At 55.5% G+C, this 25,678-nt stretch carries 20 protein-coding genes; 11 read left to right on the top strand and 9 right to left on the bottom strand.

Going from position 1 to position 25,678, the window contains the following annotated elements; all coding sequences use genetic code 11:
• Nucleotides 1-45: 45 nt before the first annotated feature.
• Nucleotides 46-810 carry an HAD family hydrolase gene (locus tag JO972_RS07845; RefSeq protein ID WP_309489477.1) on the bottom strand — a complete coding sequence of 255 codons (765 nt, stop codon included), beginning with the start codon at nucleotides 808-810 and terminating at the stop codon, nucleotides 46-48.
• Nucleotides 811-875: 65 nt separating this feature from the next.
• Between JO972_RS07845 and JO972_RS07840 the strand changes: the two genes are divergently transcribed.
• The 4 genes from JO972_RS07840 (at nucleotide 876) to JO972_RS07825 (ending at nucleotide 5,615) form a co-directional block, all read left to right on the top strand.
• Nucleotides 876-2,132, top strand: a complete 1,257-nt coding sequence (locus JO972_RS07840) for a peptidylprolyl isomerase (protein ID WP_309489476.1) — start codon at nucleotides 876-878, stop codon at nucleotides 2,130-2,132.
• A gap of 17 nt (nucleotides 2,133-2,149) precedes the next feature.
• A complete protein-coding gene (modF, locus tag JO972_RS07835) occupies nucleotides 2,150-3,610 on the top strand; it encodes a molybdate ABC transporter ATP-binding protein ModF (protein ID WP_309489475.1) in 1,461 nt (486 codons plus the stop codon).
• Between the two features lie 44 nt (nucleotides 3,611-3,654).
• Nucleotides 3,655-4,791 carry a D-2-hydroxyacid dehydrogenase gene (locus JO972_RS07830; RefSeq protein WP_309489474.1) on the top strand — a complete coding sequence of 379 codons (1,137 nt, stop codon included), beginning with the start codon at nucleotides 3,655-3,657 and terminating at the stop codon, nucleotides 4,789-4,791.
• 176 nt (nucleotides 4,792-4,967) lie between these two features.
• A complete protein-coding gene (locus JO972_RS07825) occupies nucleotides 4,968-5,615 on the top strand; it encodes a PEP-CTERM sorting domain-containing protein (protein WP_309489473.1) in 648 nt (215 codons plus the stop codon).
• A gap of 183 nt (nucleotides 5,616-5,798) precedes the next feature.
• Here the strand turns inward: JO972_RS07825 and JO972_RS07820 are convergent, their stop codons facing one another.
• The gene (locus JO972_RS07820; protein ID WP_309489472.1) at nucleotides 5,799-8,174 is read right to left on the bottom strand and encodes a sialate O-acetylesterase; all 2,376 of its coding nucleotides are present in this window, start codon (nucleotides 8,172-8,174) and stop codon (nucleotides 5,799-5,801) included.
• A gap of 245 nt (nucleotides 8,175-8,419) precedes the next feature.
• On the opposite strand from JO972_RS07820, the gene JO972_RS07815 reads away from it, so the two are divergent.
• Nucleotides 8,420-9,073 carry a PDZ domain-containing protein gene (locus JO972_RS07815; protein WP_309489471.1) on the top strand — a complete coding sequence of 218 codons (654 nt, stop codon included), beginning with the start codon at nucleotides 8,420-8,422 and terminating at the stop codon, nucleotides 9,071-9,073.
• Nucleotide 9,074: 1 nt separating this feature from the next.
• Here the strand turns inward: JO972_RS07815 and JO972_RS07810 are convergent, their stop codons facing one another.
• Together JO972_RS07810 and JO972_RS07805 are read right to left on the bottom strand one after the other, a co-directional pair.
• Nucleotides 9,075-10,487 carry a S41 family peptidase gene (locus JO972_RS07810; protein ID WP_309489470.1) on the bottom strand — a complete coding sequence of 471 codons (1,413 nt, stop codon included), beginning with the start codon at nucleotides 10,485-10,487 and terminating at the stop codon, nucleotides 9,075-9,077.
• 884 nt (nucleotides 10,488-11,371) lie between these two features.
• On the bottom strand, nucleotides 11,372-11,719 hold the full coding sequence (locus JO972_RS07805) for a hypothetical protein (RefSeq protein WP_309489469.1): 348 nt from the start codon (nucleotides 11,717-11,719) through the stop codon (nucleotides 11,372-11,374).
• Nucleotides 11,720-11,974: 255 nt separating this feature from the next.
• Between JO972_RS07805 and JO972_RS07800 the strand changes: the two genes are divergently transcribed.
• Nucleotides 11,975-12,211, top strand: a complete 237-nt coding sequence (locus tag JO972_RS07800) for an RNA recognition motif domain-containing protein (RefSeq protein WP_309489468.1) — start codon at nucleotides 11,975-11,977, stop codon at nucleotides 12,209-12,211.
• A 110-nt stretch (nucleotides 12,212-12,321) separates the two neighbouring features.
• On the top strand, nucleotides 12,322-13,791 hold the full coding sequence (ilvC, locus tag JO972_RS07795) for a ketol-acid reductoisomerase (RefSeq protein WP_309489467.1): 1,470 nt from the start codon (nucleotides 12,322-12,324) through the stop codon (nucleotides 13,789-13,791).
• Between the two features lie 121 nt (nucleotides 13,792-13,912).
• On the opposite strand, the gene JO972_RS07790 is transcribed toward ilvC, so the two are convergent.
• On the bottom strand, nucleotides 13,913-15,697 hold the full coding sequence (locus JO972_RS07790; protein ID WP_309489466.1) for a DUF6288 domain-containing protein: 1,785 nt from the start codon (nucleotides 15,695-15,697) through the stop codon (nucleotides 13,913-13,915).
• A 286-nt stretch (nucleotides 15,698-15,983) separates the two neighbouring features.
• Here JO972_RS07790 and JO972_RS07785 point away from each other — a divergent pair, with 286 nt between their 5' ends.
• A complete protein-coding gene (locus JO972_RS07785) occupies nucleotides 15,984-17,360 on the top strand; it encodes an AAA family ATPase (protein ID WP_309489465.1) in 1,377 nt (458 codons plus the stop codon).
• Nucleotides 17,357-18,595: a tetratricopeptide repeat protein gene (locus JO972_RS07780; protein ID WP_309489464.1), complete on the top strand. Its 1,239-nt coding sequence runs from the start codon at nucleotides 17,357-17,359 to the stop codon at nucleotides 18,593-18,595. Before JO972_RS07785 ends, JO972_RS07780 begins: the two co-directional genes overlap by 4 nt.
• A 71-nt stretch (nucleotides 18,596-18,666) precedes the next feature.
• On the opposite strand, the gene hisH is transcribed toward JO972_RS07780, so the two are convergent.
• From hisH to JO972_RS07760, 4 genes are all read right to left on the bottom strand, one after another.
• Complete coding sequence (gene hisH / locus JO972_RS07775; protein WP_309489463.1) at nucleotides 18,667-19,281, bottom strand: imidazole glycerol phosphate synthase subunit HisH; 615 nt, start codon at nucleotides 19,279-19,281, stop codon at nucleotides 18,667-18,669.
• A 61-nt stretch (nucleotides 19,282-19,342) separates the two neighbouring features.
• Nucleotides 19,343-19,939: an imidazoleglycerol-phosphate dehydratase HisB gene (gene hisB, locus JO972_RS07770; protein WP_309489462.1), complete on the bottom strand. Its 597-nt coding sequence runs from the start codon at nucleotides 19,937-19,939 to the stop codon at nucleotides 19,343-19,345.
• A gap of 85 nt (nucleotides 19,940-20,024) precedes the next feature.
• On the bottom strand, nucleotides 20,025-21,197 hold the full coding sequence (locus JO972_RS07765; protein WP_309489461.1) for a PTPDL family protein: 1,173 nt from the start codon (nucleotides 21,195-21,197) through the stop codon (nucleotides 20,025-20,027).
• A 72-nt stretch (nucleotides 21,198-21,269) separates the two neighbouring features.
• On the bottom strand, nucleotides 21,270-23,483 hold the full coding sequence (locus JO972_RS07760) for a DUF255 domain-containing protein (RefSeq protein ID WP_309489460.1): 2,214 nt from the start codon (nucleotides 23,481-23,483) through the stop codon (nucleotides 21,270-21,272).
• A gap of 168 nt (nucleotides 23,484-23,651) precedes the next feature.
• Between JO972_RS07760 and JO972_RS07755 the strand changes: the two genes are divergently transcribed.
• Both JO972_RS07755 and JO972_RS07750 read left to right on the top strand, forming a co-directional pair.
• The gene (locus JO972_RS07755; RefSeq protein WP_309489459.1) at nucleotides 23,652-24,431 is read left to right on the top strand and encodes a ParA family protein; all 780 of its coding nucleotides are present in this window, start codon (nucleotides 23,652-23,654) and stop codon (nucleotides 24,429-24,431) included.
• 45 nt (nucleotides 24,432-24,476) lie between these two features.
• On the top strand, nucleotides 24,477-25,613 hold the full coding sequence (locus JO972_RS07750) for a hypothetical protein (protein ID WP_309489458.1): 1,137 nt from the start codon (nucleotides 24,477-24,479) through the stop codon (nucleotides 25,611-25,613).
• Nucleotides 25,614-25,678: the final 65 nt, after the last annotated feature.

Genomic DNA, 25,678 nt, shown 5'->3' with positions numbered 1-25,678 from the left:
TTTTCTCGGTGACAATTGTGCCACGTCAAGGGGCCCTCCTTCCACTTAGGCAGAGTAAATCCCGAGAGCCTGGCGCAGGCAGGCGATGGCAAACTGACGCTTGCCACGGGTGGGACGCGGCGGAGTGTGGAGCTCCCAGTGACGTTGTTTGCCCACTTGGTGCAGTTTGTCAGTGGGGTTCACCATACTGGCGTTTTCGCAGATGCAGAGCATTGGGAGATCGGCGTGGCTGTCGGAAAATCCATGGCTGTTAGGAAGTGCTTGCCCTGCCGCAGGGTCATACCCGCGAGGAAGAATGGCGCGCATTTTCACCAGCTTGTTCGCGCCCTTGTTGTTGCCTCCGTGAAGGTCCGGGAAGAGCTTCACCCTGCCGTCAATTTCCAGCTCGGTGCCAAAGCAATGGTCGAAGCCTAACTTGCGAGCGATCGGTTTCACCCAGATGTCAGGGCTGGCGGAGCTGAGCACCATCAGTCGGCCACTGGCTTGCTCCCGCTTCACCACCTCCAGCATTTCCGGATAGAAGGCCGCGGGGAAGATTTCCTCGACAAATTCCTCACCGAGCTGCTCCAGCGTCGCGCGATCCATGCCCCAGAGGTAGTTCAAAAACACCCGCTTCATGCCTCCGGCACCGAGGATTTTGGTCAGCGGTAAAAAGGGAATCAGGATGAGCAAATAGAAACGACGCCACGGCATCCGCTTGAGCACGAAGTTACAGAACAGCAGCTGGGTGTCCCAGGGGATCAAGGTTTGATCGAGATCAAAGAGGGCGTAGCCGGTGGCTGGCTCAGGAGTTCCGCTGCGTGGAGGCATGGCTGAGCCTTGCTGGGGAAATTATGGATTGCAAGCCAAGAGGGGATCGGGCATCACTTTGCGCGATGAAAAAAATCATGGTTGCGGCCTGCTTGTTGGCCATTTCGTGCCTGGCATCCTTGCACGCACAAATCTACGCCGATGTGAGCACCAGCATGGGAAACTTCTCCATCAAGCTGGAATACACCAAAGCGCCGCAAACGGTGGCCAACTTCATCCGACTCGCCGAGGGCAGCGCGCCGTGGGTGGATGAGGCAAGTGGCCAGGTGAAACAGGAACCCTACTACGATGGAGTCACCTTCCACCGGGTGATCTCCGGCTTCATGAGCCAGACCGGTTCACGCAGCGGCGATGGCACCGATGGCCCAGGCTATACCTTCAAGGACGAGTTCAGTAGCCTGTCGCACACGGGGCCATACATTGTGTCCATGGCCAACTCCGGCCCGAACACCAACGGTTCCCAATTTTTCATCACGGCTGCGACCCAATCTGGGCTCGATGATGTGCACACGGTTTTTGGTGAAGTGGTCTTCTACGATGCGCCGGACGATGGCGCCTCATACACCGGTGTGGGGAGAGAAGTTTGCAATGCCATCAATACCGTGGAGACCGATCCCTCCACCGATCAACCTCTCGTCGATGTGGTGATCAACTCGATCACCATTCGTCGGGTGGGTAGCTCGGCAGAAAACTTTGATGAGCACGCGCAGGGATTACCGGTCGTCACCGCCTTGCCGCTGAGTTTCGATCATCAGGGGGCATCCGTGACCATGGGCGCTGCGCAGCCGACTGGATCCGTGACCCGCATTACCCGCAGTGAAGATTTGGAAACCTGGGAAGACTATGCCGACATCTACCTCGACCTGGATGACACGGCCGAGAGCTCACTGGATATTTCCGAGGTCGCAGCTGATAAGGACAAGCTGTTCTTTCTCGCCTCGCAAGTGACATATCCACTGGAGAGTTACCTCTGGCCTCGTTCATTAAATGGGCAAACGTTAAGCCTGGTGATTGATGGTTATGGGACGTTTGCATTTTACTTCACATCCGACGATGGTGGCACGGTGGTTGTTAATAATACAGGTTCTGCCGCGTTCACTGTGGATCATCTTGAGCAAGACGGTTATGGAGCTAGGAAAGTGTTCTACACAGGCTTCACGGATTCAGGCTACGATGTTTGGTTTCAATTGAGAATGGGGATCGATGATGATTTTCCACTGTATTCCACCGGACGAAACAGCGGCTATATTTTACATCATAATCCAGATACTGATGGCATCACCTACTACACAACGAGCGGCAATCTCCACTTAACTCGATAGCTATGATGTCAGAAAATGTGATCAAATTATCAGGTGTCGGCAACGGCAGCAGCCGCCGAGTAGCGGTTCCTCACTTCGAAATCGAAGCCGGTGAACACTGGGCGGTGATCGGGGGGAACGGCTCGGGGAAATCCACCTTTGCCGCGATGCTGGCCGGGGCGGTGAACCTGTCCGAGACCCAGCGGGTGACCGGTTTTGAAAAAGTCCTGCTGGTTTCCTTCGAGGACGAACAGAGGTTGTTAGAGCGGGAGATTTATGAGGACGACAGCGAGTCGATGGACCGGATCGACTACGGTCGCACCACCCACGAGCTGATCACCGAGCTGGCGGTGCCGGATGCGGACATCGAAGGCATCATCGAGACCATGCAGCTGCAGGCCTTTCTGCACACCGGCTTCCGCATTCTCTCCACTGGCGAACGCCGCCGAATGATGATCGCCCGCGCCCTGTCCCAAGCGCCAGACATGCTGGTGCTGGACGAACCCTACGATGGCCTCGATCACGCCTTTGTTTCCCACCTCAAGGAAGTCATCGCCCAGCTCAGTCTGGAAATCCCGGTGGTGCTGATCGTGAATCGGCTATCCCACCTCGGCGACCACATCACCCACCTCGCCTGCCTGCATCAAATGCAGCTGGTGCTCTCCGGCGAGCGCAAGGAGGTGGAACAAAGTGCGCTCTGGCAGCAGCTGCAATCGATGGGAGCCGCCGACCGCCCACTGCCATCGGCACTGGAAGACGCGGTGCCCTATCAGCCGCTTTCCGGCCAGCCGATCATCGACATGCGCTCGGTGGACGTCGGCTATCACAACAAGGAAATCATCCGAGGTCTCGACTGGCAGATCATGCCTGGTGAGCATTGGAAAATCAGCGGCCCGAACGGCTCAGGGAAATCCACCTTGGTGAACCTGGTCTCCGGCGATCATCCGCAGTGTTACAGCAATGAGATTTACCTCTTCGGCCAGCGCCGCGGTCAGGGGGAATCGATCTGGGACATCAAGCGCCACATGGGGTTGATGTCGACCGCACTGCACCAGCAATATCGCGTTCGGGTGCCGGCGGAAACGGTGCTGGTGTCTGGCTTTTTCGATAGCATCGGCATCTATCAGCCGGTGTCGCGCGAGCACAAGCGCATCGGAGCCGAGTGGTTGGAGTTCCTACAGCTCGACAAGCATGCGAAGACGAATTTCCAGAATCTGTCCTTCGGCCAGCAGCGCATGTTATTGATCGCCCGCGCCCTGATCAAGCGGCCCCACCTGCTGATCCTCGACGAACCCTGCCAGGGGCTCGATCCGATAAACCGCGCCTTGGTCATCCAGCTGATCGATGAAATTGCCCGCCGCAAGATCGCCCAGGTGCTCTACATCTCGCACGATGCCGAAGACCATCTCGACTGCCTGACCCACGAGCTGCGCTTCGAGAAAATCCAGCCCTGTCCGGAGTCGGGGCCGGCCTACGCGATTGCCAAAGGGGAGATCTGAGCTAAACGGTTTGATCTTTGGTGGGGATGCGTTAGATGTCAGGAATGAAACTACTACGCAGAAAATTCTCCTCCGCGCTCTTTTGTTCACTTGGCGCCTGTCTGGTGACCAGCGCCTCCGCCGCACCGGATAAGACCGCCGACTCCAAAGCCCTCGCCGAGGACTTAGGCTCACTTCGCAATGCCCAGGTGGCGATCGAGATGCCGGATACGAAGAAACAGCTGACCTACTTTGCCGGATCGATTTCCAAGGAAGACCAGGCAAAAATCGCCCGTCTCGCCCCGAACGTTCGCATCGTCACCGGCTTGACTCCAAAACAGGCAATCGCCCGCGCCACCGAAGCCCACGGTGCCAGTGCCCGTTTGGTCACGCCTGAATTTCTCGCCAAGGCCAGCAACCTTCGTTGGGTGCAGGCGCCAACTGCCGGGGTGGATCGCTACTTGGGGATCAAACCGCTGATCGAGAACGACAAGATTGTCATGACCAATGCCCGTGGTGTGCACGGCCCGGCCATTGCCGACCACGCCATGGCCATGCTGCTGACACTCACGCGCAACTTGAACCACTACGCCGAGAATCAGAAAAAAGGGGAGTGGGACCGCCGCGGTGGTGGCACCAGCCAGCAGATCGCACTGAAAGGAAAAACCATGCTGGTGGTGGGCCTCGGTGGCATTGGTTCCGAGATCGCGCAGCGCGCCCATGGATTTGGCATGAACGTCATCGGCACCCGCCGCAGCGATAAGCCATCGGCGGATTACATTAGCAAAGTAGGAAAGGCAAAGGACCTCATCACGATGTTGCCCGAGGCCGATGTGGTGGCACTCGCCGTGCCGCTGACCGATGAAACCAAAGACCTGATGAACAGCGAGGCCTTTGCGGCAATGAAGCAGGGTTCCTATTTAATCAACATCGCCCGCGGTAAGGTGGTGAATACCGAGGCGATGATGAAAGCTCTGAGAAGTGGCAAACTCGCCGGTGCCTGCCTGGACGTCACCGATCCTGAGCCGCTGCCTGCCGATCACCCACTCTGGAAACAAGCGAACGTCATCATCACCCCGCACATCGCCTCGCGTGCCGAAGTCACCACCGAGCGCCGCTCCGCCCTGTTAGTGGAAAACCTCCGCCGCTTCGGTGCCGGCGAGCCACTACTCAACTGCGTGGACAAAAAAGCAGGGTATTAGCGGCGGTCATCTCCAGCGTGCCAGAGAAACCATGCTTCCAACAATTTTTGGTTTCGAGGTTGACCATTCGCAGTAAATATTGACTCTTAATAAGAATGTTAGCTGATTTTTAGCATCTCTTTGCTCATTATTGTGATGAAAATCACTCACGGTCAGCTTCGGAAATACATACAATTATGAAACTTAATAAAACCACCCAAACTTCTCTAATTGCTCTAGGAATAATCGCTTTATCAACTTCAGCTCAGGCAGCGCTCGTCATATATGATTTCAATAATGGAACTGGGCTAGACAACGTGGGCGTAGGAGGCACCATGACTGTGGATGGACTCACCCTTACCACTGAAGATGTCGTTGGACATGATGGCTCTCTTGATTCGGCTGGAGGCAGTCATGAGACAAATATTGTCACCAATGCGAATGCTTTAGGTGTTAATTCTGCAACGACTCCACTCAATGCGGGCAATGATGCCAGGGATTTTGATCCGGGCGAAGCGTGGATTTTTTCGTTCGATCAAGATGTCGAGTTAACCTTACTTAATGTGAGTAGCTTGGACACAGTTACGGAATTGACCATCAGCTCTTCTGCTTTCTCCAATCTTGTGTTTGTTGACGGCACAGCCAATGATGACTTTGATCTGCTCAACACCTTTGTTGCAGCTGGAACAGAAATCACGATCATGAACACATCGGTTGATTCAACAGTAGACGATAGCCATGATTTTCGTATTACGGAACTTCATGTCAATACTGTCCCCGAGCCAAGCTCCACTGCACTTCTCGGCCTTGGCGGACTTGCACTTATCATGCGCCGTCGCATGTAGTTAGGCATTTGCGTAAATCCTAACAATTTATTTTCAAAGGCGGGGCTTCGGCTCCGTCTTTTTTGATGTAGGGGGGCTTACTCAGTTTCAATGAGAGGCTATTGTTGCTGCCCTGATCTAGATTCTGGCAGAGTGCTCTGGATTGCCATGCCAATCACAGCAGGGCCTCTTTATGAAAGGGAGTTAGTCGTCTACCGATAAACTAAATCTGAGGAATTTCCTAGGCTCACCATTTAGGGGGGTGGTGAAATCGATGGTGTTGGTTAGGAACTCTCCTTCGATAGGGTTCCAAGTCACGAGATCCGTTGAGGAAAACACTTTGACTAACACATCTTCTGCTCTCCGGTAGTTGGGAAAGGAGAGGGTAAGCGTATCATTCACCAAGATGGGGGAGGGCATACTTGTGGGGGGATCCATTTGAGTAGGATCGAGCCCAAGAGCGTACTCGTAGCTGTTAGCGATTCCGTCACCATCATCATCTGCCCCAGGTCCTCCCTCTAAGGTTGGAAATCGATTCTCCATCCACCCTGAATATCCACGTTCCTCCACACCAATGGAATCAAGGAGGCCGCGATCCACGATGAGGCCAAGCCCATTCCAAAGAGCAGGAGAGCTTACGGCAATGTTGATCGAGACAAGGGGAGAACCGCTATTGAGGTCTGTGCCGGTGGTGAGGTCTCTAACCCTAAGTTCTATTTGCCGAAGTCCGTTCTGGTCTGGCTCAGTCCATGACGTTGTCAGTCGATACCAATGCCCCGGTTGATAGCTGAACCCGGTGCTTAAATGGAGGTTGGCACCGGTGCGGAGAAAGAATGAGCTGTCGCTATTGAGTCCCATGCCGATGCCTGTTTCTGAAGTATTGAATGTCTCGTTGGTGTTGGTGTCCCCGGCCCATCCTGCCACCAGTAATGTGGAGTCCGATTGAGAGGGAAGAAACTCAGCCACCATTGATCGAGCTGCTGAAAGTGGGTGAATACGCTCCACTTCTCCTGCGAGAGGGCTCGCGAGAGTCGGATTGCCAACAGCTTGCCCTCCAGGGTATTCACCGGAAGCTGCCGAGGCGACAACGTCCAAACCGGCGTCTGCTGAGAAATCAAATTGACGGTCCAGATTTCCTACAGAAAATGCGGGTTCCTCAAAGCCGAGGATTCTCTCTTGCCCTCTCAGCAATGCACCAAGTCGCTGACCAAAACTGATCATCGAGGCAGCATCGAAGTGAGTGCCATCATAAGTGGTGTAATTAAGGCTGGGTGTGAAGCTGGCGTTTCGAACATCGCGACTCAGTTGCCACTGGATCTCGCGGAAGCTTGCCGGCTTGGTCGGAGAAAGCTCTCCGATGACAAAGCGGAGGTTGGGGTAGCCGAGGTCCTTTCGGACACTTGAGATGAAGTTTTTCAGAGTTTCAGCATACTTAGATTCGCGATTGCCATCAGATTCACCTTGATGCCAGAACATCGCGTGGAGTGTGTATGTGTCTCCCGCATCAGTGATCTCTTGAAGCGCCTGTTGTACTGAACTGATCAATTCGGTGTAAAGAGGGCCGACGTCGGATGGGTCTGGAAAGGGCGGATGCCAATCCTGCTCCGATAGGGCAAGTGAGGTGCCGCCACGAGACACTTTGATGAATGCAGGATTGGGATAGTATTGGGAGAGCACCGTTGCCGCCCCAATCTCTACCCCAAAGGTCCCCCGAGGAAGGGCGCCGCTAGAGCCAGGCGCGATAGAGAAGCCCGGACGCACCAAGGACCAATTTTGGTAAAGAGGATCACTGGTGTCACCGTAAGCAGGGTTGGAATAATGAATGATAACCCCGGGTTGCTGAGACGCATAGGAAGCCAGGGATCCGATGAGTTCACTGCTCAAACCTCGCCCATCTGCATTTGATTGACCGGCAATGATAAACACATCGCGATGTGTTGAGCCTGGAGGGAAAACAGGGACGACCAACTCGTAGCCTATACCGTCATAACGGGTCCGCTCACTATCGTTTGCTTCGGTGGAGGCGTATCCGTTGATGTGAATTTGCACGACTTCATTGTCCGTTGTCGTAGTGACTGTTCCAAGGTCTGCTGCTCCTGCATTATCTCCTCGCCCATTGGTATAGCTCGCGTCGAAGACAATGGCCGGGGCGGATGTTTGATCGACACTGAGGTAGTTGGAGGCGTCGAAGATGTCATCTTGGGTAGGGCTACTGCCTATGCGAGCGGCGATGTCGCGGTTATTCCCCTTATCAAAGATAGCGACAATGCGGTAAGTTCCTGCCGTCGGAAAAGTCACTGAGGTGATTAGATCATCTGTGTCTTCGCTATCGCCTGCGGAGTTCCCAGTGTCACTTTCAAAAAAAGTGCCTATACCTTCAAATCCGGCGACAGTCCTTAGGCTCCAGAGGTCATCAGTACTATTTGATGCGGTGGCGTAGTTTGCTGGCGGGGCCTGAGTCAGAGCTTGCCCCTCGAGGGTGGTATTATTCAAGGTGGCGTCGACATAGGTGTAGTCTGCCAACAATGCTTGGCTCAAACAAAAGGTAAAAAGAGAGAGCGCGAGGGGTCGTAAATTCATACGTGTAAGATGATTAGAGAGGGTTTGAAGGGCTGTGGATATTGAACCTGATAATATCAGGAGGCAATTTTTTTCTAAGATCGATGCTGGGTATAAGCCGCGGTCATCATCAGAGCACTGGCGAAACCATGTCTCAATCATGGAGGCTTATGCTTTCCAAAGCTGTTGCAGGCGTTAGGATGGTGGGTGTGAAATGTAGCACGCCATTCCCGCCATCCCGGTTGAGAAAAAACATGATCGCGTTTGTGAGATCAACTTTAGCCGTGATCTTAGGGGTGGTGATTTCTGCCGATGGCTTGGCTGCGCCAGAAAATTACGTGGCCGGGGGTGAACCAGAGCTGCTGCTTGCGTTGGGCTCCGATGACTACGCTGTTAGAGAGCGCGCTCACGCGGAGCTTCTGAGTTTGGCGAAGCTTTATGGCCAGAAGCGCCTCTCTGAACTGGCGCATACTTACTTTGCAAGCAATGATCCCGAGCTCCAAAGCCGCCTTTACGCCATCCTCAAAGTGTGTCGGCAGGCGCGAGCCAAGCCTGTGCTTGGTCTATCATTCAAGGAAGAGGAGCTAAAACTGAAGGATGGCACCCACGTCATCGCGATGTTTGTTAGGCGCCTGAGTCGTGGCAAGTCGGCACAGAAAGCCGGCTTGATGGTCGGCGATCGAATTGTGCGCATCGGGTCACAGGATGCGAAATCAGACGGCAAGCCTTACGTGGTCAAGCAAGCCGTTGCATCGCTTCAAGTAGGCAAGAAGGTGCCTTTTCATATTTTACGTGAGGGGAAAGCCCTGGCTCTTCTTGTGCGAATCGAAGGAGCACCGGTGGATGATTCCGATGAAGCACGGCGCGAGAAAGAGGAACAATTTGCCGAGTGGTTGGAGTCCCAAAACTCAGCTCGGTAAGTTATTTCTTAGGGAGCACGAGCTGAAACTTCTTGGTCACGGTCTTAGGGTTGCTGTCGCCCGCGGACCGATGGGGGAATTTGCCGCGTTTGATTTGCAAATGCATCGGCAGCCCTTTCGGCCAACAGCTGACCAGTCGGACGAACAGATTTCGCGCCTGAAGATGGCGGATGTCGACCCCGTTCACCCGATCGATCATGTCGCCCACCTGTAGGCCGGCTTTGGATGATGGGCCATTGTTGCCGAGGCGCGTGACGTAGGGATTGCACATGACCTTGTCTCCCCGGTAAGTCAGATACCAGCCGACGGAGGCTGCCAGGGGAGTGTTGCCGATGTGGAGCTCATGCTCGTGACCGATGATGCTCCTGAGTTCTTTGACGCGAGCAGCGTGTTTGCCTTGCTCGTGGTGCTTGAGGAGGGCCTGCAGTTTCTTGTCGTTTTTGGTCAGCAGGATGACGAGACGTTTGGCCTTGTTGAAACCGAGCTGTTTTCCTGCGAGGTATTCGGTGAATAAGCGCTGATCGTCCTCGGTAAAAAGCGGCTGTGGCGTGGACTCCGGCAGCATGAGTAAGAGGGTGAGGGCCGAGATCAGGTCTTGGGGCTTCGCCGGGATGGAAATTTCCTCCAACTCTTCTTCCTCTTCTTGCTTCTTTTTGAAGGGGCGATCGGCGGGGATATCACCGACCCTTTGCAGGTATTCGAAGGCTTGCTTGCGGAATTTGTCCGCGTGGGGGAAACCTTCGTCGACCAGCTTTTGGGCTTCTTTCTTTTCCTCCGGGCTGAGCTTTTTCAGCGATCGAGCGAGCCACTTTTTCATCCACTTTTCGTGCAAGCCATCGTTCATCGGGAGTGCCCACTGCGCGGCGGCCACGCCTTTGACCAGGTCGTTTGATTTCTTGGCATCCAGGTAATTGTAGGTCACCCAGTAAGCGGCTAAATTGCACTTCGAGTGATAGATCAGGTGCGCCATGCCGCGATCAAATTCTTTTTTATCCACATCGTGGTAGTTGTATTTGATGGTGAAGTATTCTCCGAGGATGTGATGGGGGTCGTGACCATTAATGCCTTGGGTGATCAGGGCGCGCATCATATCCACGGCGATCTTCTCATCCTCCGGGGCGATGAGTTTTTTTCGAATGTCATAGAGGACGCCATCCGCGAAGGATTCCTTGATGAACTGGGTGCGTTGGCCTGATTTGTAGGCCGTTTTCGCAGCAGCGAACGTAGAGATGTAATCGCCTCCCACCATCTGGCATTTTTCTTCAGACGAGTATCGTCCGTGGTACCAATGCCAGCAGATGACGCGCAAGATGTTCCCGCGCTTGGAATCGAAGGAGGTCTTGTGCCGATCGTTGTAGATGTTCACCATCCAAGGAACGGCGATGTTGATATTGCCATTCTGGAGTTCGTGCATAGCCATTCTGTAATTACTCACAGGATGCCCGAGCCTGGCTCCATCTTTGATACGCGCAACTGCCAGATCGAGGGTTTGTTGGGAAAAATGATGAATCAGGCCGTCACGTTTAGCACCCTCTTCTAAGAGATAATAAATTCTATTGGCAGTGCGAGGCTCGCGATGTTGTTCAAGACAGATTCGATAGTGTTCGGCGGCTTTTTCTAAATCGACAACGCCAATCAGACCCTTTTCAGCTGCATACCCAAGCATTCGGTGTGCCTCCCACGCACCATCCTTGGCGCACTGTGTGATGATCTGTAGGGCGTGTGGCACGTTCTTCTTTATCCCAAAATCGCCGAGACGCATAAAACGACTATATAGCAAAAGGGCTAGTGGGTGTCCGGCATCCTTGGCTTGGATAATGAGTTTGAACCCGCTTTCCAGTTGTTTTTCTGTTCCCAGAAATTCGAGCTGGCAGACCCCCGTTAAATAGGTCCCCATGACCGAGCCCTTTTGGGAGGCCAATTTCGAGCGCTGATAGATAAGCTTGGGTTGGTATTGGATTCCCAAATACGTATACATCGAGCAATAAGCCCACTCTGCCAATGCGTCTTTATCTCCACGGGCAACTCCCTCCGTAAGCTGTTTTTTGTCCCACGGCTTACCATTCCATTTGCCGTCCGGAAATGCCGCGTGGCTTAGATTGGTGAGAACAAGTAGGAGGAGAAAAATTCTGACACGCAGCATAACATACGTTGTTAGTTTAATCGCACGGAGCCTGTCAATTCGCTATTTCTCGCTGAGTAGTTGATGACAGCGCTGCGGTGTCAGTTGACCCGATGGAATAAGGGGCAGGTCGTCGTTCAGTGGATCAATGATGAAAAGCTCCCTGCCAGTGCACATCAGGGTTTGATCACGGTGTATTTCTGCGGCTGGATCTGGATGTCGAAATGATTGGGTAACCGTTTTAAATCGGAGTGATTTTGGTCGGCGGTTCCGATATGGCCGCTGAGGTCACCTGAAGTCGCTCGTGCGGTGGTGGCGTAGCCAGACTTCGTGGTTGCGATGAAATGGCCGTTCTTATCCGTCCGGAACTTACCGAGACGTTCTGGATATCCCATCACCGCCCAGTCCCCTATCATACTTTTAGCATACTTGGCATGAGACCTCATGAGCTGGACTTCCGCGCCGGCGACACCCTTGCCGGTTCGTTCGTTGATCACCCGGCCGGTGTAGGTGACGGGTTTCATCGATTTTGGCCATGACAGGGAAACCGAACCCGAGGAGGTCAGCATGAGGATTGCGGTTGCAAACGATCCTGAGAATATCAAATGTTTCATCACCCTATCACCTTGCCTGGATCACCTGGATGCGGGAAGCAAAAGGTGACGCTTTGAGTTTTTGGCATTGGTGAATAAAAATCGCTTGTTCGATTTTAAAAATTGGAGATTGGGCCTCGATCATAATCGGATTGACTTCGCCGTGCCCTGCTAGCTTATCGGTCTATGAAAATCATCATTAGAAACCTATCGCGCAGCACCACGGAATCTGAAATCAAAGATCTATTTACCCCGTTTGGTGAAGTGAAATCGTGTGACCTGGTGATGGATAAACAAAGCGGAGGCTCCAAGGGCTTTGGTTTTGTAGAGATGGACAATGTGAAGCATGCACGCTTTGCGATTAAAAATCTGAACGACAAGACCATCGCCGGTAGCCGTATCCGCGTGAAGGTGGCTGAGTAGTCAGGAGTCAGGAATGACCTACAAAGACACGATCTAGGCTTGAATGTCCGTCTCCAGAGGCTATGCACTGCGCCCGCACCCCCTAATTTTTATCATCAACAACTAATACAATGAGCCAGAACTACTTCAACACTCTGCCACTCCGCCGCCAGCTCGATGAGCTTGGCACCTGCCGCTTCATGGACGCCTCCGAATTCGCCGACGGCGTGGAAGCTGCCAAAGGCAAGAAGATCGTCATCGTCGGTTGCGGCGCCCAGGGTTTGAACCAAGGCCTGAACATGCGCGACAGCGGTCTCGACGTTTCCTACACTCTGCGCGGTGCGGCGATTGAGGAAAAACGCCAGTCGTTCCTGAACGCCAGCGAGAATGGCTTTGCCGTCGGCACCTACGAGGAAATGCTTCCTACCGCCGACATCGTGATGAACCTCACCCCGGACAAGCAGCACACCGCTGTGGTCGCCTCGGTGATCCCCCACATGAAGGAAGGTGCTGTCTTTTCCTACGCCCACGGTTTCAACATCGTGGAAGAAGGTGTTGAAATCCGTAAGGACCTCACCGTGATCATGGTGGCTCCCAAGTCTCCCGGCTCCGAGGTGCGCGAGGAATACAAGCGCGGCTTCGGTGTCCCAACACTGATCGCCTGCCACGGCGAGAACGATCCTAACGGTGACGGACTGGAAATTGCCAAGGCTCTCTGTGTCGCTCAAGGCGGTCACCGTGCCGGCGTGCTCGAGTCATCCTTCGTTGCTGAAGTGAAGTCCGACCTCATGGGCGAGCAGACCATCCTCTGCGGCCTTCTCCAGGCTGGTGCACTGCTTTGCTACGACAAGATGAAGAGCGAAGGCATCGATCCTGCCTACGCCGTGAAATTCATCCAATACGGTTGGGAAACCATCACCGAGGCTCTCAAGCACGGTGGTATCACCAACATGATGGACCGTCTTTCCAACCCTGCCAAGATCAAGGCTTTCGAACTCTCCGAGGACCTCAAGGACATCATGCGTCCGTTGTTTGAAAAACACATGGACGACATCATCGACGGCACCTTCTCCAGCACCATGATGGAAGACTGGGCCAACGACGACAAAAACCTCCTCACCTGGCGTGAGCAGACCGGCCAGACCGAATTTGAAAAAACCGAAGGCGCCGGCGACATCTCGGAGCAGGAATACTTCGATAAAGGCATCCTCATGGTCGCCATGGTGCGCGCCGGTGTGGAACTCGCCTTCGAGTGCATGGTGGAAGCCGGCATCGAGCCTGAGTCCGCCTACTACGAGTCCCTGCACGAGACTCCACTCATCGCCAACACCATCGCCCGTAAGAAGCTCTACGAAATGAACAGCATCATTTCCGACACCGCCGAATACGGCTGCTACCTCTTCGCCCACGCTGCGGTGCCACTTCTTGAAGACTTCATGAAGGACATCGACACCAGCGTCATTGGCAAAGGCCTCGACATGGACGACAACGCCGTGGACAACCGCCTGCTGGTGGCCGTCAACGAAGAAATCCGCACCCACTGGGTGGAAGTCGTCGGCGAAGAACTCCGCTCCGCCATGGACGGAATGAAAGCCATCTAACGATCAGGCTTCGCCTCACTGAATATCAAAAGGGAGTCCGGAAACGGGCTCCCTTTTTTTGTGCCGCCGCATGATAGCTGACCGGTGCGTCCAGCTGATTTTCCACTAGGCTCCCGGCGGATCAGTCGCGGTTGGCGTAGTAGTAGGCTCTCAGGTATTCCTGGTCTTTTTCGCTGAGATCGTTGAAATCGACATCCACCACACTGCCATTGCGCTTGCGGATGCGGACGATGCCACCGCGGTGATCGAAGATCATTAGGCTGCCGACGAAGCTGCCGGTGCCTTCCGCATTGGTGAAGGTGCGGTATGGGTTATCGGGTGTTTTGGCTTTCTCTACCACCTTGGGAGCTTCCGATCCATCGACACCGTGCACGCGGAGTTTCGGCGAGGAAAAGCTGTAGATGAATGCCATGGCGGCGGTGGTGTGGGTGCGGATGTTCTTTCGGTAGTAGGAGCCATCGGCATAGTCGCGATTAGGCAGCACTACGTAGGAATCGCTGCCGTGACAACGCGCCATGTTCCAGTAGGCCTTGTAGTAATCGGTGATTTTCTCTTTCAGCTTACGATCATCCGAGGCGTAGACACCGGCGAGACCCCAGGTGAAGCCCATCAGTCCGCAGGCGTGGCCATCGGCCATGTCTCTGTACGCGGCATCGATGTTGGAAAGGTGCAGCTTCATCGCCTTCTTCGAGCCTTTGCGCTCGGGTGACAGCTGGTGCACTTGGTAAGCCAGGCCAGATTTGTGGGAGAACTTGTGGGCGGTGTTTTTTTTCCATTGCTTCGGATCGACCACACCATTGTTGAGGGTGAACTCGCCACCGTAGGCGACTTTTCCTCCATCGGTGGTTCCGTTTTCGAGAAATTGGTAGCTGCGCTCGCGGCTGGTGGGATCGTATTCCAGTCCGCAGTCTTCAGCCAGTTGCCAGGTCATCAGCGCCAGGCAGGTGGGCCACTGCATCGGGCCGTAGCCACCACCACCACGTTTGACGATGACGTTGTAGGGGGCGTGGCCAAAGCCACCGGAGTAGAGGTTCTGGGCGCGGTCGACTTCTTCCTTGGACGCCGGGTTCTTCATTTTCTCGCGGTTGACGTGATTGATCGGGCTTTTCCACTGGGCGCCTTCCAGGAGGTCCAGGGTTTTGTCCAGGGTGCTGAGCACTTTACGGTCGCCAGTGAGCAGATGATATTCACTCAGTGCGATGCCCTGGAAGCCGAGGTGCCAGGACCAGGTGCCGTCGTCGTAAGGTTTGTTCCAATCGAGGGCCATCTTCTTGCCAACGCGGGAGATTTTGGAATCGTCCGAGGCAATCATGGCGAGGGTGGCCACGCAGCGGCCTTGGGAATCGAGCCCGCCAGGGTGATCGACCAGATACTTCAGCGCGCGCTCTTGCAGGATTTTGGTTTTCGGGCAATCGACCGGAAAGCTATCGGCAAAGCGCCCGAGCTGTTCCAGCTGCACCTGCACCTTGAGTTTCTCGCCGCCACGTTTCACCATCAGTTCCAGCACGCCGTCCTCGCCCTCGCTGTCCTCGATTGCCAGTCCGAGGTCCTGCAGAGGTCCCTCGAGGCCGCGATTGATGTTGGTGCCGCCAAAGACGTGCGAGCCAAACTTTTTACCATCGGCGCCGTAGACCTCGTCCTCGATTTCCAGCACCCCGGCGGCTGGTGATTTCTTGAAGATGTATTTTACGATGTAGGAACTCTCCTTGAGAATGCCGCGCGCGCCGGTGGGGCCCATGTTGATGAGAAAGCCGGGGACTTCGGCGTCCGGTCCTTCCTTCGCGGGTGTTTCCCAGCGGCCTTGGTTTGTCTCGTCTTTGACCGCCAATGCGGGGCTGGCCAAGGAGAGACTCAGCGAGAGGCAGGTGAGGAATCGGCCGGGCGAAAAGTGGAGTGAGTGAAGCATGGGAACACAGGGTGTTGTTAGATATCAGTCGTCATAAACTGAGACTTTACCCTAGTATAACTACTTGAAACGGGAGCCGTGGGAAATGGCAAAAATCCTGAGGCTGTGCCGATTTCTAACTTTTTGTTAAGCAAAGGAACGATATGCCACGCAATGGGGCCGAGTTTTTCCGCTGCCGGAATGATGACAGGCTCCCTGCGACCTCACTTTCTCTTTTTGGTGACGGGTGACGGATCGGTTGTTTTTACTCTTTGCTTCGCCGCAGCGTTCCGCTTTTCTTACGTTCATGGATTTAGAATCTCTCAAGGCAGCGCTGGCGGCATCGCCGGATAATGTGCCGCTCCTTCTTCTGGTGGCCAAGGCCTACGAAGATGAGTTCGAGCTCGCCGACGCCCGCGCAGCTTACGATCACGTGCTTAGTCTGGAGCCGGGGAATACCGATGCGATGGTGCGGATTGCGCATTTGATCGATCTGGAAGGCCGGACGTCTGAGGCGGTGCTGAGAGTGGAAACCGTGACCCAGCAAGCGCCCGACTGCGCGGCGGCTTGGATTTTGTTAGCCCGACTGCAACTCAAGGAGGGCGACGGCAAGGATGCGCGTGCGAGTTACGACCGTGCGGTGTCGCTGGATGCCAGTCTGGAAAATGATAATTTGTTAGAAAAAATCATCCGCTCAGGTGGCACTGGCAAGCGCACGGCCATGACCAGCGATGGTCAGCTGCACGAGGAAAACTGGCAGGACTCCGGCGGCCTGGAAGGGCTCGATGGTGTGGCCGCTCGCGAGCTGGAGCTTGAATTCAAAATCAACACCGATGTCGCGTTCAAAGACGTCGGCGGCATGGAGCAGGTGAAGGAGGATATCCGCATGAAGATCATCCACCCGCTGAAGAACCCGGATCTGTTCAAGGCCTATGGTAAAAAAGCCGGCGGTGGCGTGCTGATGTATGGCCCTCCCGGCTGTGGCAAAACCTTGCTCAGCCGCGCGACGGCCGGAGAGATCAAGGCGAACTTTTTCTCCATCGGTCTGCACCAGGTGCTGGACATGTACATCGGTGAGAGCGAGCACAAGCTGCACAAGATTTTTGAGTTGGCGCGCAAGTATGCGCCGTCGGTTTTGTTCTTCGATGAAATCGATGCCCTGGCGGCTGACCGACGTGACCTCAAGGGCTCGGCCGGCAGAACCTTGATCAACCAATTCCTCGCCGAGCTCGATGGGGCCGAGGCGAACAACGAAGGTGTGCTCGTGCTCGGTGCCACCAATGCACCGTGGCATCTCGATAGCGCCTTCCTGCGTCCCGGACGCTTTGACCGACTCATCTTCGTGCCGCCGCCGGATCAGGTGGCACGTGAGGAGATCGTCAAAATCCACTCCAAAGACAAACCTGTGGTCTCGCTGGATGAGACCGCTTTGGCGAAGAAAACCGATGGCTTTTCCGGCGCCGACATCACCGCCGTTTTTGATCACGCCACCGAGTCCAAGCTCGAAGAGGCGATGAAGCAGGGGAAGATCGTGCCGATCACTGGCAAGGATCTGGTGAAGGCGGCCAAGAAGGTGAAGCCCTCCACGCGCAAATGGTTCGAGAGTGCTAAAAACTACGCGCTCTACGCCAATCAGAGCGGGTTTTATGACGATGTGTTGGAGTTCATGGGATTGAAGAAATGAGTGACGGCAGACTTCAGCGCGCGGACCTGCTGCACGATCATCATCGCTACGAGGAAGCACTTGCTTTACTCGATGAAGTTCTCAGCGATGACCCTGACAACGACGAGGCGCATTACCAACGGGCGTGGAATTTGTTAGAAATTCCGGGTCGGAAAAAGGAGGCCCTGACATCGATCAATGCCGCCATCGCTCTGGCCCCCGAGTTCGCTTACTACACCGCGGTCAAGGCGATCATCCTCACCAAACTGGATCGCGATACCGAGGCTCTTGCCGTGGCGCAGGCTGCCACTACCCAAGACCCCGACCTCAGCGTAGCCTGGCTAGCCAAGGCCAGCGCCTACATGGGGCTGAACCAGTGGGCCAAGGGGGAAGAAGCGGCCCGCACCGCGCTGGAGTTAGATCCTGATGATACCTCCGCCGAGAACTTACTGAGCCTGTTTTTGCGGTTGCAGGGGAAATTGGATTCCTCGCAGGACTCCATCGGCCAACGTCTCGCCAAAGATGCCGAAGACCCCTTCACCCACGCCAACGCCGGATGGGTGGCATTGCAGCGTGGCGATTACAAAAAGGCGGAGGAGCACTGCATGGAATCGCTGCGCATCGACCCGGAGCTGGAATACGGTCGGGCAGGTTTGTTAGAATCCTACAAGGCGCGCTCGCTCTTTTATCGGCTTTATCTCAAGTGGGTCTTTTTCATCCAGAAATACTCGGAGAAGAGCCAGTGGATCATCATCATCGCGATCTACGTGGCCTTCCGTTTCCTGCGCGGATTCCTCAGTTCGGTGCATCCTGTTCTGGGGGCGGCGGTGGGGCTGCTGTTTATCTTTTTCGTCTTCGGTAGCTGGATTGCCAATGGTCTCGGCCACTTCATCATCCTCAAGGATCGCAAGGCGAGGATGGCGCTGAAACCTGCGGAAAAACGCGATGCCCTCGCTGTGGGTGGGGTGATGAGTGTGGGACTGCTGCTAGTGATTGCCGGCGTGACTATTGCCCCGCTCGGCCTGGCCATGGGAGGAGCTGCCCTCATGCTTTCCGCTATTCCGGCATCCAGAGTTTTCCTCAACGACTCGGTGCCTGGACGGATCATTTTTGGCGGCGCTGCCGCGGTGGCTTACGGCTGTGCAATCGGTGCCATCGTCACCGGATCGTCGAGTTATCTCAATATCGCAGTGATCGTCTGTTTCCTCAGCACCTGGCTGGGCCTTGTGCCGAGTTTGAACAAGGGGAGCGATTGATGCGCTGATCTTTTCCAACCTCACCTGTCCGGCTGGCATGGGAGGTTTTTTGAGGGAAGGGCTGTCGTTCTTTACGCCTCGATGGCGCAGAAGTTTTTCAGCAGCTGGAGGCCGTTGTGCTGGCTTTTCTCCGGGTGGAACTGGGTGGCGATAAGTTTGCCACGGGTGACCGCTGCGGCGAAGGGTAGGGCGTAGTCGCAGATGGCGGCGGTGTGTTCCTGGTTCTCCGGCTCTGGGTAGTAGGAGTGGACAAAGTAGAAAAATGGCTCGTCTGGCAGGTCCTTCCAGAGTGGGTTGCCGGGGTCCGTGAGTTTGACCGAATTCCAGCCCATATGCGGGATTTTCAGGCCGACGTCAGGGAAGCGTTTGACCGCGCCGCGCATGATGCCAAGGCCTTCGGCATCCGGCGATTCCTCACCGCTGTCGAATATCAGCTGATAGCCGACGCAGATGCCAAGGTAAGGTTTGTCCGCCGCCGCCCACTCCTGGATAGGACCGAACATGCCTTGCTTTTTCAAGTTGGCAGCGCAATCGCCGAACTCACCTTGGCCGGGGACGACGAGGTGGGTGATGCCTTCGAGCTCCTCCGGAGTGGTGATCAGGCAGACATCCGCGCCGATGGCGAGGAAGGCATTCTCAACGCTGCGGATGTTGCCGCGGCCGTAATCGACGATACCAACTTTCATGATTTTGTTAGGTAAATGGCGGGTGCCAGTGCGGCGGATTGAGGTCAATCCGCCCAGCCAGTTAGAGGGCTTCCTTGGTGCTGGGGATGCCCGTCTCGCGGGGATCAATTTCCACCGCCTGACGCAGCGAGCGGGCAAGAGCTTTGAACATCGACTCAGCGATGTGGTGGCCGTCGCGACCGTAAAGCAGCTCAACGTGGATGTTGGCGCGCAGGTTGTTCGTGACCGCGCGGAAGAATTCTTCGACCAGAGTGAAGGCCATGTTAGGCGCATCCGGTGTGGAAACCGGGGCGCGGAATTCGAGGTGCGGGCGGTTGCTGAGATCAACCACGCAGCGGCTCAGGGTTTCGTCCATCGGCAGATAAGACATGCCGTAGCGGCGGATGCCTTTTTTATCGCCGAGAGCCTCGCGAATGCAGTCGCCTAACACGATGCCGGTGTCCTCGATGGTGTGGTGACCATCGACCTCAATATCGCCATCCGCTTTGACCGTGAGATCGATCAAGCTGTGTTTGCTCAGCAGAGTGAGCATGTGATCGAAAAAGGGGATGCCGGTGGAGATGTCCGAGCTGCCTGTGCCATCGAGGTCGATGGCGATGCTGATGGATGTCTCCGCGGTCTTGCGATCTTGGGAAGCGGTGCGTGAGCTGGATTTCATGAGATGGTGATTTAATTGGCGGCTGCGCAGCTGCGTTTATCCAGCCCCGCTAACTTCAACAAGGCTTAATTGCGACTTGCGGGGCCTAGGGTTTGGCCGGTTTTTTCTTCGCGTCCTCTTCGGCTTTCTTTGCGGCTTCCAGTGCTTCGAGTTCTTTGGCGGCCTTTTCCTCCTCCGCCTTTTTCTCGGCGGCGGCGATTTCGGCCTCTTTTTCCTCGAGCTGAGTGGTCAGCTTGGAGGTGTATTTTTCCGGCAGGCGGTAGCTGGAGCTGAGCTCGCGGATCAGCTTGCTGGCCTCTTCGACTTCGCCGTCGTTGATGGCGGTGTAAGCTTTGCGGTAAGTTGGGCCCGCCATTTTGATGCTGGAGGTGTCGACTTTGGAAAGTGCTTTCAGCTCGGTCTCGGTGCTGCGGTGGTTGTATTTCAGTGCGTCCTCATCGTAAGGATCGAGGGTCAGCCAGCGAGTTCTGAGTTCTTTTTCCTCCTTCTCGATCAAGGCCTCATACTTGGCCTTTTTCAGGGAGATGGTGCGCTCGGCGCGGCTGCGATCGTTGTCGGAGAGGCTGGTGAGCACGCTCTGGCGTTTTTCCAGACGTGCGTCCAAGGTCTTCAGCTGGGTGTCCAGATACTTCTGGTAGGCGCTCATGATGCGGGCGGCGAGAGGCAGGTATTTGGCGTATGCTTCCGAGGCACCGTAATCATTTTCCAAGGTCTCCCACTTGCGCAGCGACTGCTGGTGTTGGCCCTGCTTGGCGAGGGCGACAAAATCGGCGGCGAGCAGGCGAGCATCGATCTCGTAGGCATCGGATTCGATGTCGGAGGCGGGGATCAACTTGCCGTCCAGCTTGAGGCCGCCGTCGGTGATCACTTCGGCTTCTTTTTCCAAAGTGGCGAGTGAGGCTTTCACTGCTTCGCTCTGCTTTTCCCGTGGGTGGAGGCGGAGGAAATCTTTAGCTGCTTTGATGCGCTCGTTGTAGTGCTCGATGGAAAGTCCGTCGGGTGTTGGGGTGAGTTGGCCGAGGGCTTTGAAATTTTTCTCTGCAGCGCTTGTTTTGACAATTTCCTTTACTTTGTCCTTAGGGATGCGGCGTTCGTCGCGGATGGACTTGGTGACGTTAATCTCAACCAGGTAGCTGGAGGCATCCTCGGAGAGGACTTTCCCTTCGTATTGATCTCCCGTCTTGAGGATGATCGTGTCGGCGGTCAGTGAGCTGGTGCAGATTCCGGTAAGCAGAAGCAGTGTTCGATGTAATTTCATGATATGTTAATTTCGGCCATGGGGGGCTGACATGAAGGGGAATTAAGTGACGTGTGTGCTCATTAATGTGATTTACTGGGAAAAATTGTCAAGGTCTTGAGGATTGCTAACAACCCTAAGATTTTGACCCCTTTGGATGACTACGGCTTGGCCGGGTTTCAGTGTGGTTGAGGTTTTTTCAAGTTCCGGGTAGCTTCCCTTGGCTGTGACGGCGATGACTTGGGCTGGCTGCGAGATCGCGGCGCTGAGCAGGGCGGGGGAGACTGGGGATTTCAGGTAGATGCTTTTCTGCTGAAGCCGGGCATCGGCAGTGAGATAATCGATATTTGCCAGTGGGGCTTTGGCGCTAATGGCTTGGATGCGTTGTTCGATCTGGTCGGCTTGGTTGCTGTAGTTGCTTCCCGGCAGACGCAGTGCGAGCCGACGGGCATTTGAATAGGCAATAGCCCAAGTGCTTCGATTGTTCAGTGGATTCAGCGTGATGTAGTTACGGATGGTCAGTGTGCGAGGGTTCTTGCCTTCCTGCGTTTCCACGAGATCGGTGAAATCGGCGTTGGCAAATTGGCGGTTCATCTGGCGGTGGAGTTCAGTGGCCCACTCGAGCCATCTGGCGTCGAGCGTGGCTTCGTGAAGGTCTAGTGCGGCCTGGCAGATGCTGGCGTAATCGATGGCCAAGGCCGGGGCGTTGAGCAGCTGGCCATTGTAGCGAGCACGTTTCAGCTCACCGTCAGCGGTGACGAACTGTTCCTGGATGATGCCGAGGCAGTGGCGGGCTTTTTCCAGATGTGCCGGATCACCGGTGGCGCGGTAAGCGGTGACGTAGGCGCTGGCCACCGCCGCGCTGTCTGTTGCGGTGGATAGTGTCTCGGAGATCTTCTCACCGGTCTTTTCGGTGCGGAGTTTGGCGAGCTTTTTGGTGATCGACTCCATCTTCGTCTCGAGCTCACCGACAGGGCGGCCGGTCAAGGTGGCGAGGCGGTCGATGGGGACTCTCCAGCTAAGGATGTTTTTCCTGAAATAGCTACGGTTGCGATCGTCGATCAGGGGGATGTTGCCCAGGCCGCTGATCTCGAAGGCTTGCACACAGAGCTTGGTCTCCTCCTCGGTGAGTGCGGCTTCGATTTCTTCCAAGGTCCAAATACATGGGTTGTCTTGAATGCCGTGGCTGGCGTAGGTTTTTCCCAAGGCATAACCACCGTCAGGCAGTGTCAGATTGGTTTCCAGATAGGCCGTTGCGGCGTCTGCTGCTTTGCGATAAACAGGGTTCTTCGTCTGCTGATAGAGCGCGTAAAGAGCCTGCATGGCAGAGCTTTGAGCCTCCAGGGTTTTGGTGAACACGGGTAGGCCCTCGGTCGATTGCTGAACGCCGGAAAAGACGCCACCGTCCAGGGGGTCGACCAGACCGCCGAGCAGGATGTTGTCTGCCGAGCGGGTGGCAATTTTCATGAAATTCTTACGCTGCTGCTCGGATACGTCAGGGTGGGTCGAGGCCATGGTCATGAAATGGATGTATCGACTGACGGAGAGGCCGGCGAGGTAGTCCACGGTATTCGAAACGGGGTCAAACATGGAGCCTGCTTGGCGTGAGGCTCGGAGATTGAGTAGTGGATTGGGCTCTGTTTCCGGTAGCTTGGGAGTGAACATTTCCAGTCGGCGAGCGAGGTCTTCTCGGCTGTTCTTTAACACGTAGTTGGGATCGTCCTGCCACAGGTGGTCCACTGTGGTGCTCATGCGGGTGATCACTTCTTGGAGGTTGATCGATTCGTGGTTGCTGACGCTGGCCCAAGAGATCGGCACGCCTTCGTAGGAAAGCCAGACGAGCATGGTGCCGGTCACCGTATTGCCGGTGTTGATGTTTAGCGCGGCCACGAGGAAAGCGAGGTCGGGGTGCTGGTTGGCATCGACCAGAATATTGGTGTGCACCTTGTTCAGGGTGTTGCACAAGCTCTGGGAGCTGTTGATTTTCTTCAAGATCTCCCGGCTATGGCTGTCGGTGCCGCTACCAATCACGGCGAACACAGTCGTTTTCTCACTCTCGGCATCGGTAAAGACCTGCGGACTCCACGCCTGCCAATGCACCGGCGAATGCACCTGGCTCTGGACAAAGCTGCTGGTATCGTTGCTCTGACTAAGGTTGTTGCGGTGCAGTGATTCGACCCGAACAGGTGCCGTTTCGCCATTGGAGCTTTCGGATTTATTTGATTTGCAGGCGTTGACCAGTAGGCAGATAGCCATCGCGAGTGTGGCTGGCCGGAGAAGGAAAGGGGGCGGAGTGTGTAATGCCATAGGATGGATGGGCGGACGGTTCCCAAGCAGCTTAATTTGATCTGCCTAGGATGCACCAAAAAAAACGATTAGTTGTTGTCGGTAAATAGTGCGTAAGATAGCTTGGCTGTAGAAAAAACTTCCACCGGCGAGCTGTCGGTTTAGTCTATCGCCGAGTTTCATATTGTCGTGATTACCATAGCTATTTCTAGTCAAAAAGGGGGGGTGGGGAAAACCACTGTCTCCATTAACCTTGCCCATGCCTTCGCTCGGAGCGGCAAACGCACTCTGCTTGTGGATGCCGATCCCCAAGGGTCGGTGGGGCTGTCGCTGACCCGCCAGTCGCGCTCATTGAATGGCTTCTACGATGCCATCGCTGATCCCCAATTTCCGCTGGAGCAGCTGATCGTGCCGACGCGTCTGGAAACTCTGAGTCTGGTGCCTGCTGGGCAGTGTAGCGATTATGATCTTGATGGAGGTTCCACCGGTGTTGCCCTGCATCGCGTGAGGAAATTTTTCAAAATGGCGGAAGAGCAAGGCTATGAAGTCTGCATCGTCGACACCGCGGCGGGCCTGTTTGGCGTCACCGCAGACATCCTTTCCACCTGTAGTGCTGTGATCATCCCCCAGCAGGCTGAGCCCTTGGGGATCCGATCGGTGCCGAAGATGTTGGAATCGCTGACGCGCATGCGCGTGGTGAACCCGCAGCTGAAGGTGCTCGGCGTGGTGATGACCATGGTGCAGAACCGCCTTCCGGAAAGTCTCGAAGCTGTGCAGGCACTGCGCAGCCTACTGCCTCAGAACATGGTCATGCGCACCGTGGTGCCTCGCGAAGATTTATTCATCCGTGCCAGCGCCAAGGGGCTGCCGGTGGGGGTGATGGAAGAAGGAGCCGGTGTGCTGGCCGTGTTTGAGAAACTTCGTCAGGAAACGGAGGGCAAACTCGAAGCCGATTCGGTGTTGCCCTAACACCTGCTGCCCCCTCATTACAAACCTCATGCTCAATCACTCTTAATGGACCGTTTACAGTCATGGTTGGATGCCAAGGAAGTCCGAAGGATGGCGGAAAGCCTGATGGCGCCGGCTCCGGAAGTGGAGCCAGCCGCCGTAGATGCCGGCTATGGAGACGATTTTGAAGGTTTTGCCAACGCCAAGGGTGAGGTGAGCAATGGCAATCAACCCGATCTGCCGGGGATGAAGGCAGCGGTTGAAATTCCGGTCAGGCCGCGGTTTTCTCAAGTTTCCCAATCGGCTCACGTCCCTCAAGGGTTGGATCCGGAGGTTTTCCCTCCGGTGGAAGCGCCGATGCCCACTCCTTCAGCTCCATTGGTGGAGCCTGAACAGGCGGACGAAAGTCTGGGCACCACAGCCCGCATCGTGGTGAGCCACGCACTCGCCGATGCCAAACGTCTTGCCGAAGGTAGTGGCATGCTCGCGTCTGAAACCCAGGCCGCTGCGGAAATCACGGTCAATCAGCCTCCCGTCCCCACGTCCGCCCTTGCACCGCAAGTGGCGTCACCCTTCCAGATGTGCGAGGACCAATCGATGGATGAAGAAGTGCCCATGGCGAGGCAGGTGAATGAGGGCGAAGATAGCTGGGCGCCAGAAGTTCAGCAGGAGGTTCAGCCTGATGCCGAAATCGATCCAGCCGTTGCCGCCGAAAAGCAAATTGCCCCAGCCGATCCGCAGCCTGAGTCGCAGCCTGAGTCGAATGAAAAAGTCACCTTGCCATCCGGTTCGCCGCCACCTGCAGCGCGCCCAAGCACCGGAGTGGCTCGTGGCCCCTTCCTGACTCGATTGAAAAAATTCAGTGGCCAGCTGCGTGAGCGGCTTGGCACCAAGGCGATGTTCCTGATCGATAACGAAGGGCAGATCCTGATTGATGAAGTGGGAAATAGTAAGCTCATTCAGGTCGCGCGGACCTTGGCCAACGCCTCCCGCACGGCCTCGCGCCAGACCGAAGGAGCAGCTGATGTAGGGAATCTTCATGTGAAAATTGGCGCCAGTGCCACACTCGAGGTGATTCCATGCCGCAGCTTGTATGGCTTGCTCATCCTCGGGGTGATTTGCCCCGCTCCGTTAGGGGCTGAGCGCGTTCGGCAGGTGGCCGAGCATTTGGCGAAGACGGTGGACCCGTCCGGTGGGGTGTGATCACGGCGAGCGGTATCTGATTTCTCTTGGCGCATCTTCTCTCTCGCCAAGTGGCAGGGGATATG

The sequence above is a fragment of the Oceaniferula flava genome (assembly GCF_016811075.1).
GTDB lineage: Bacteria > Verrucomicrobiota > Verrucomicrobiia > Verrucomicrobiales > Akkermansiaceae > Oceaniferula > Oceaniferula flava.
The sequence above is the reverse complement of the archived record's forward strand: the minus strand, read 5'-3'. Positions and strand labels throughout refer to the sequence as shown.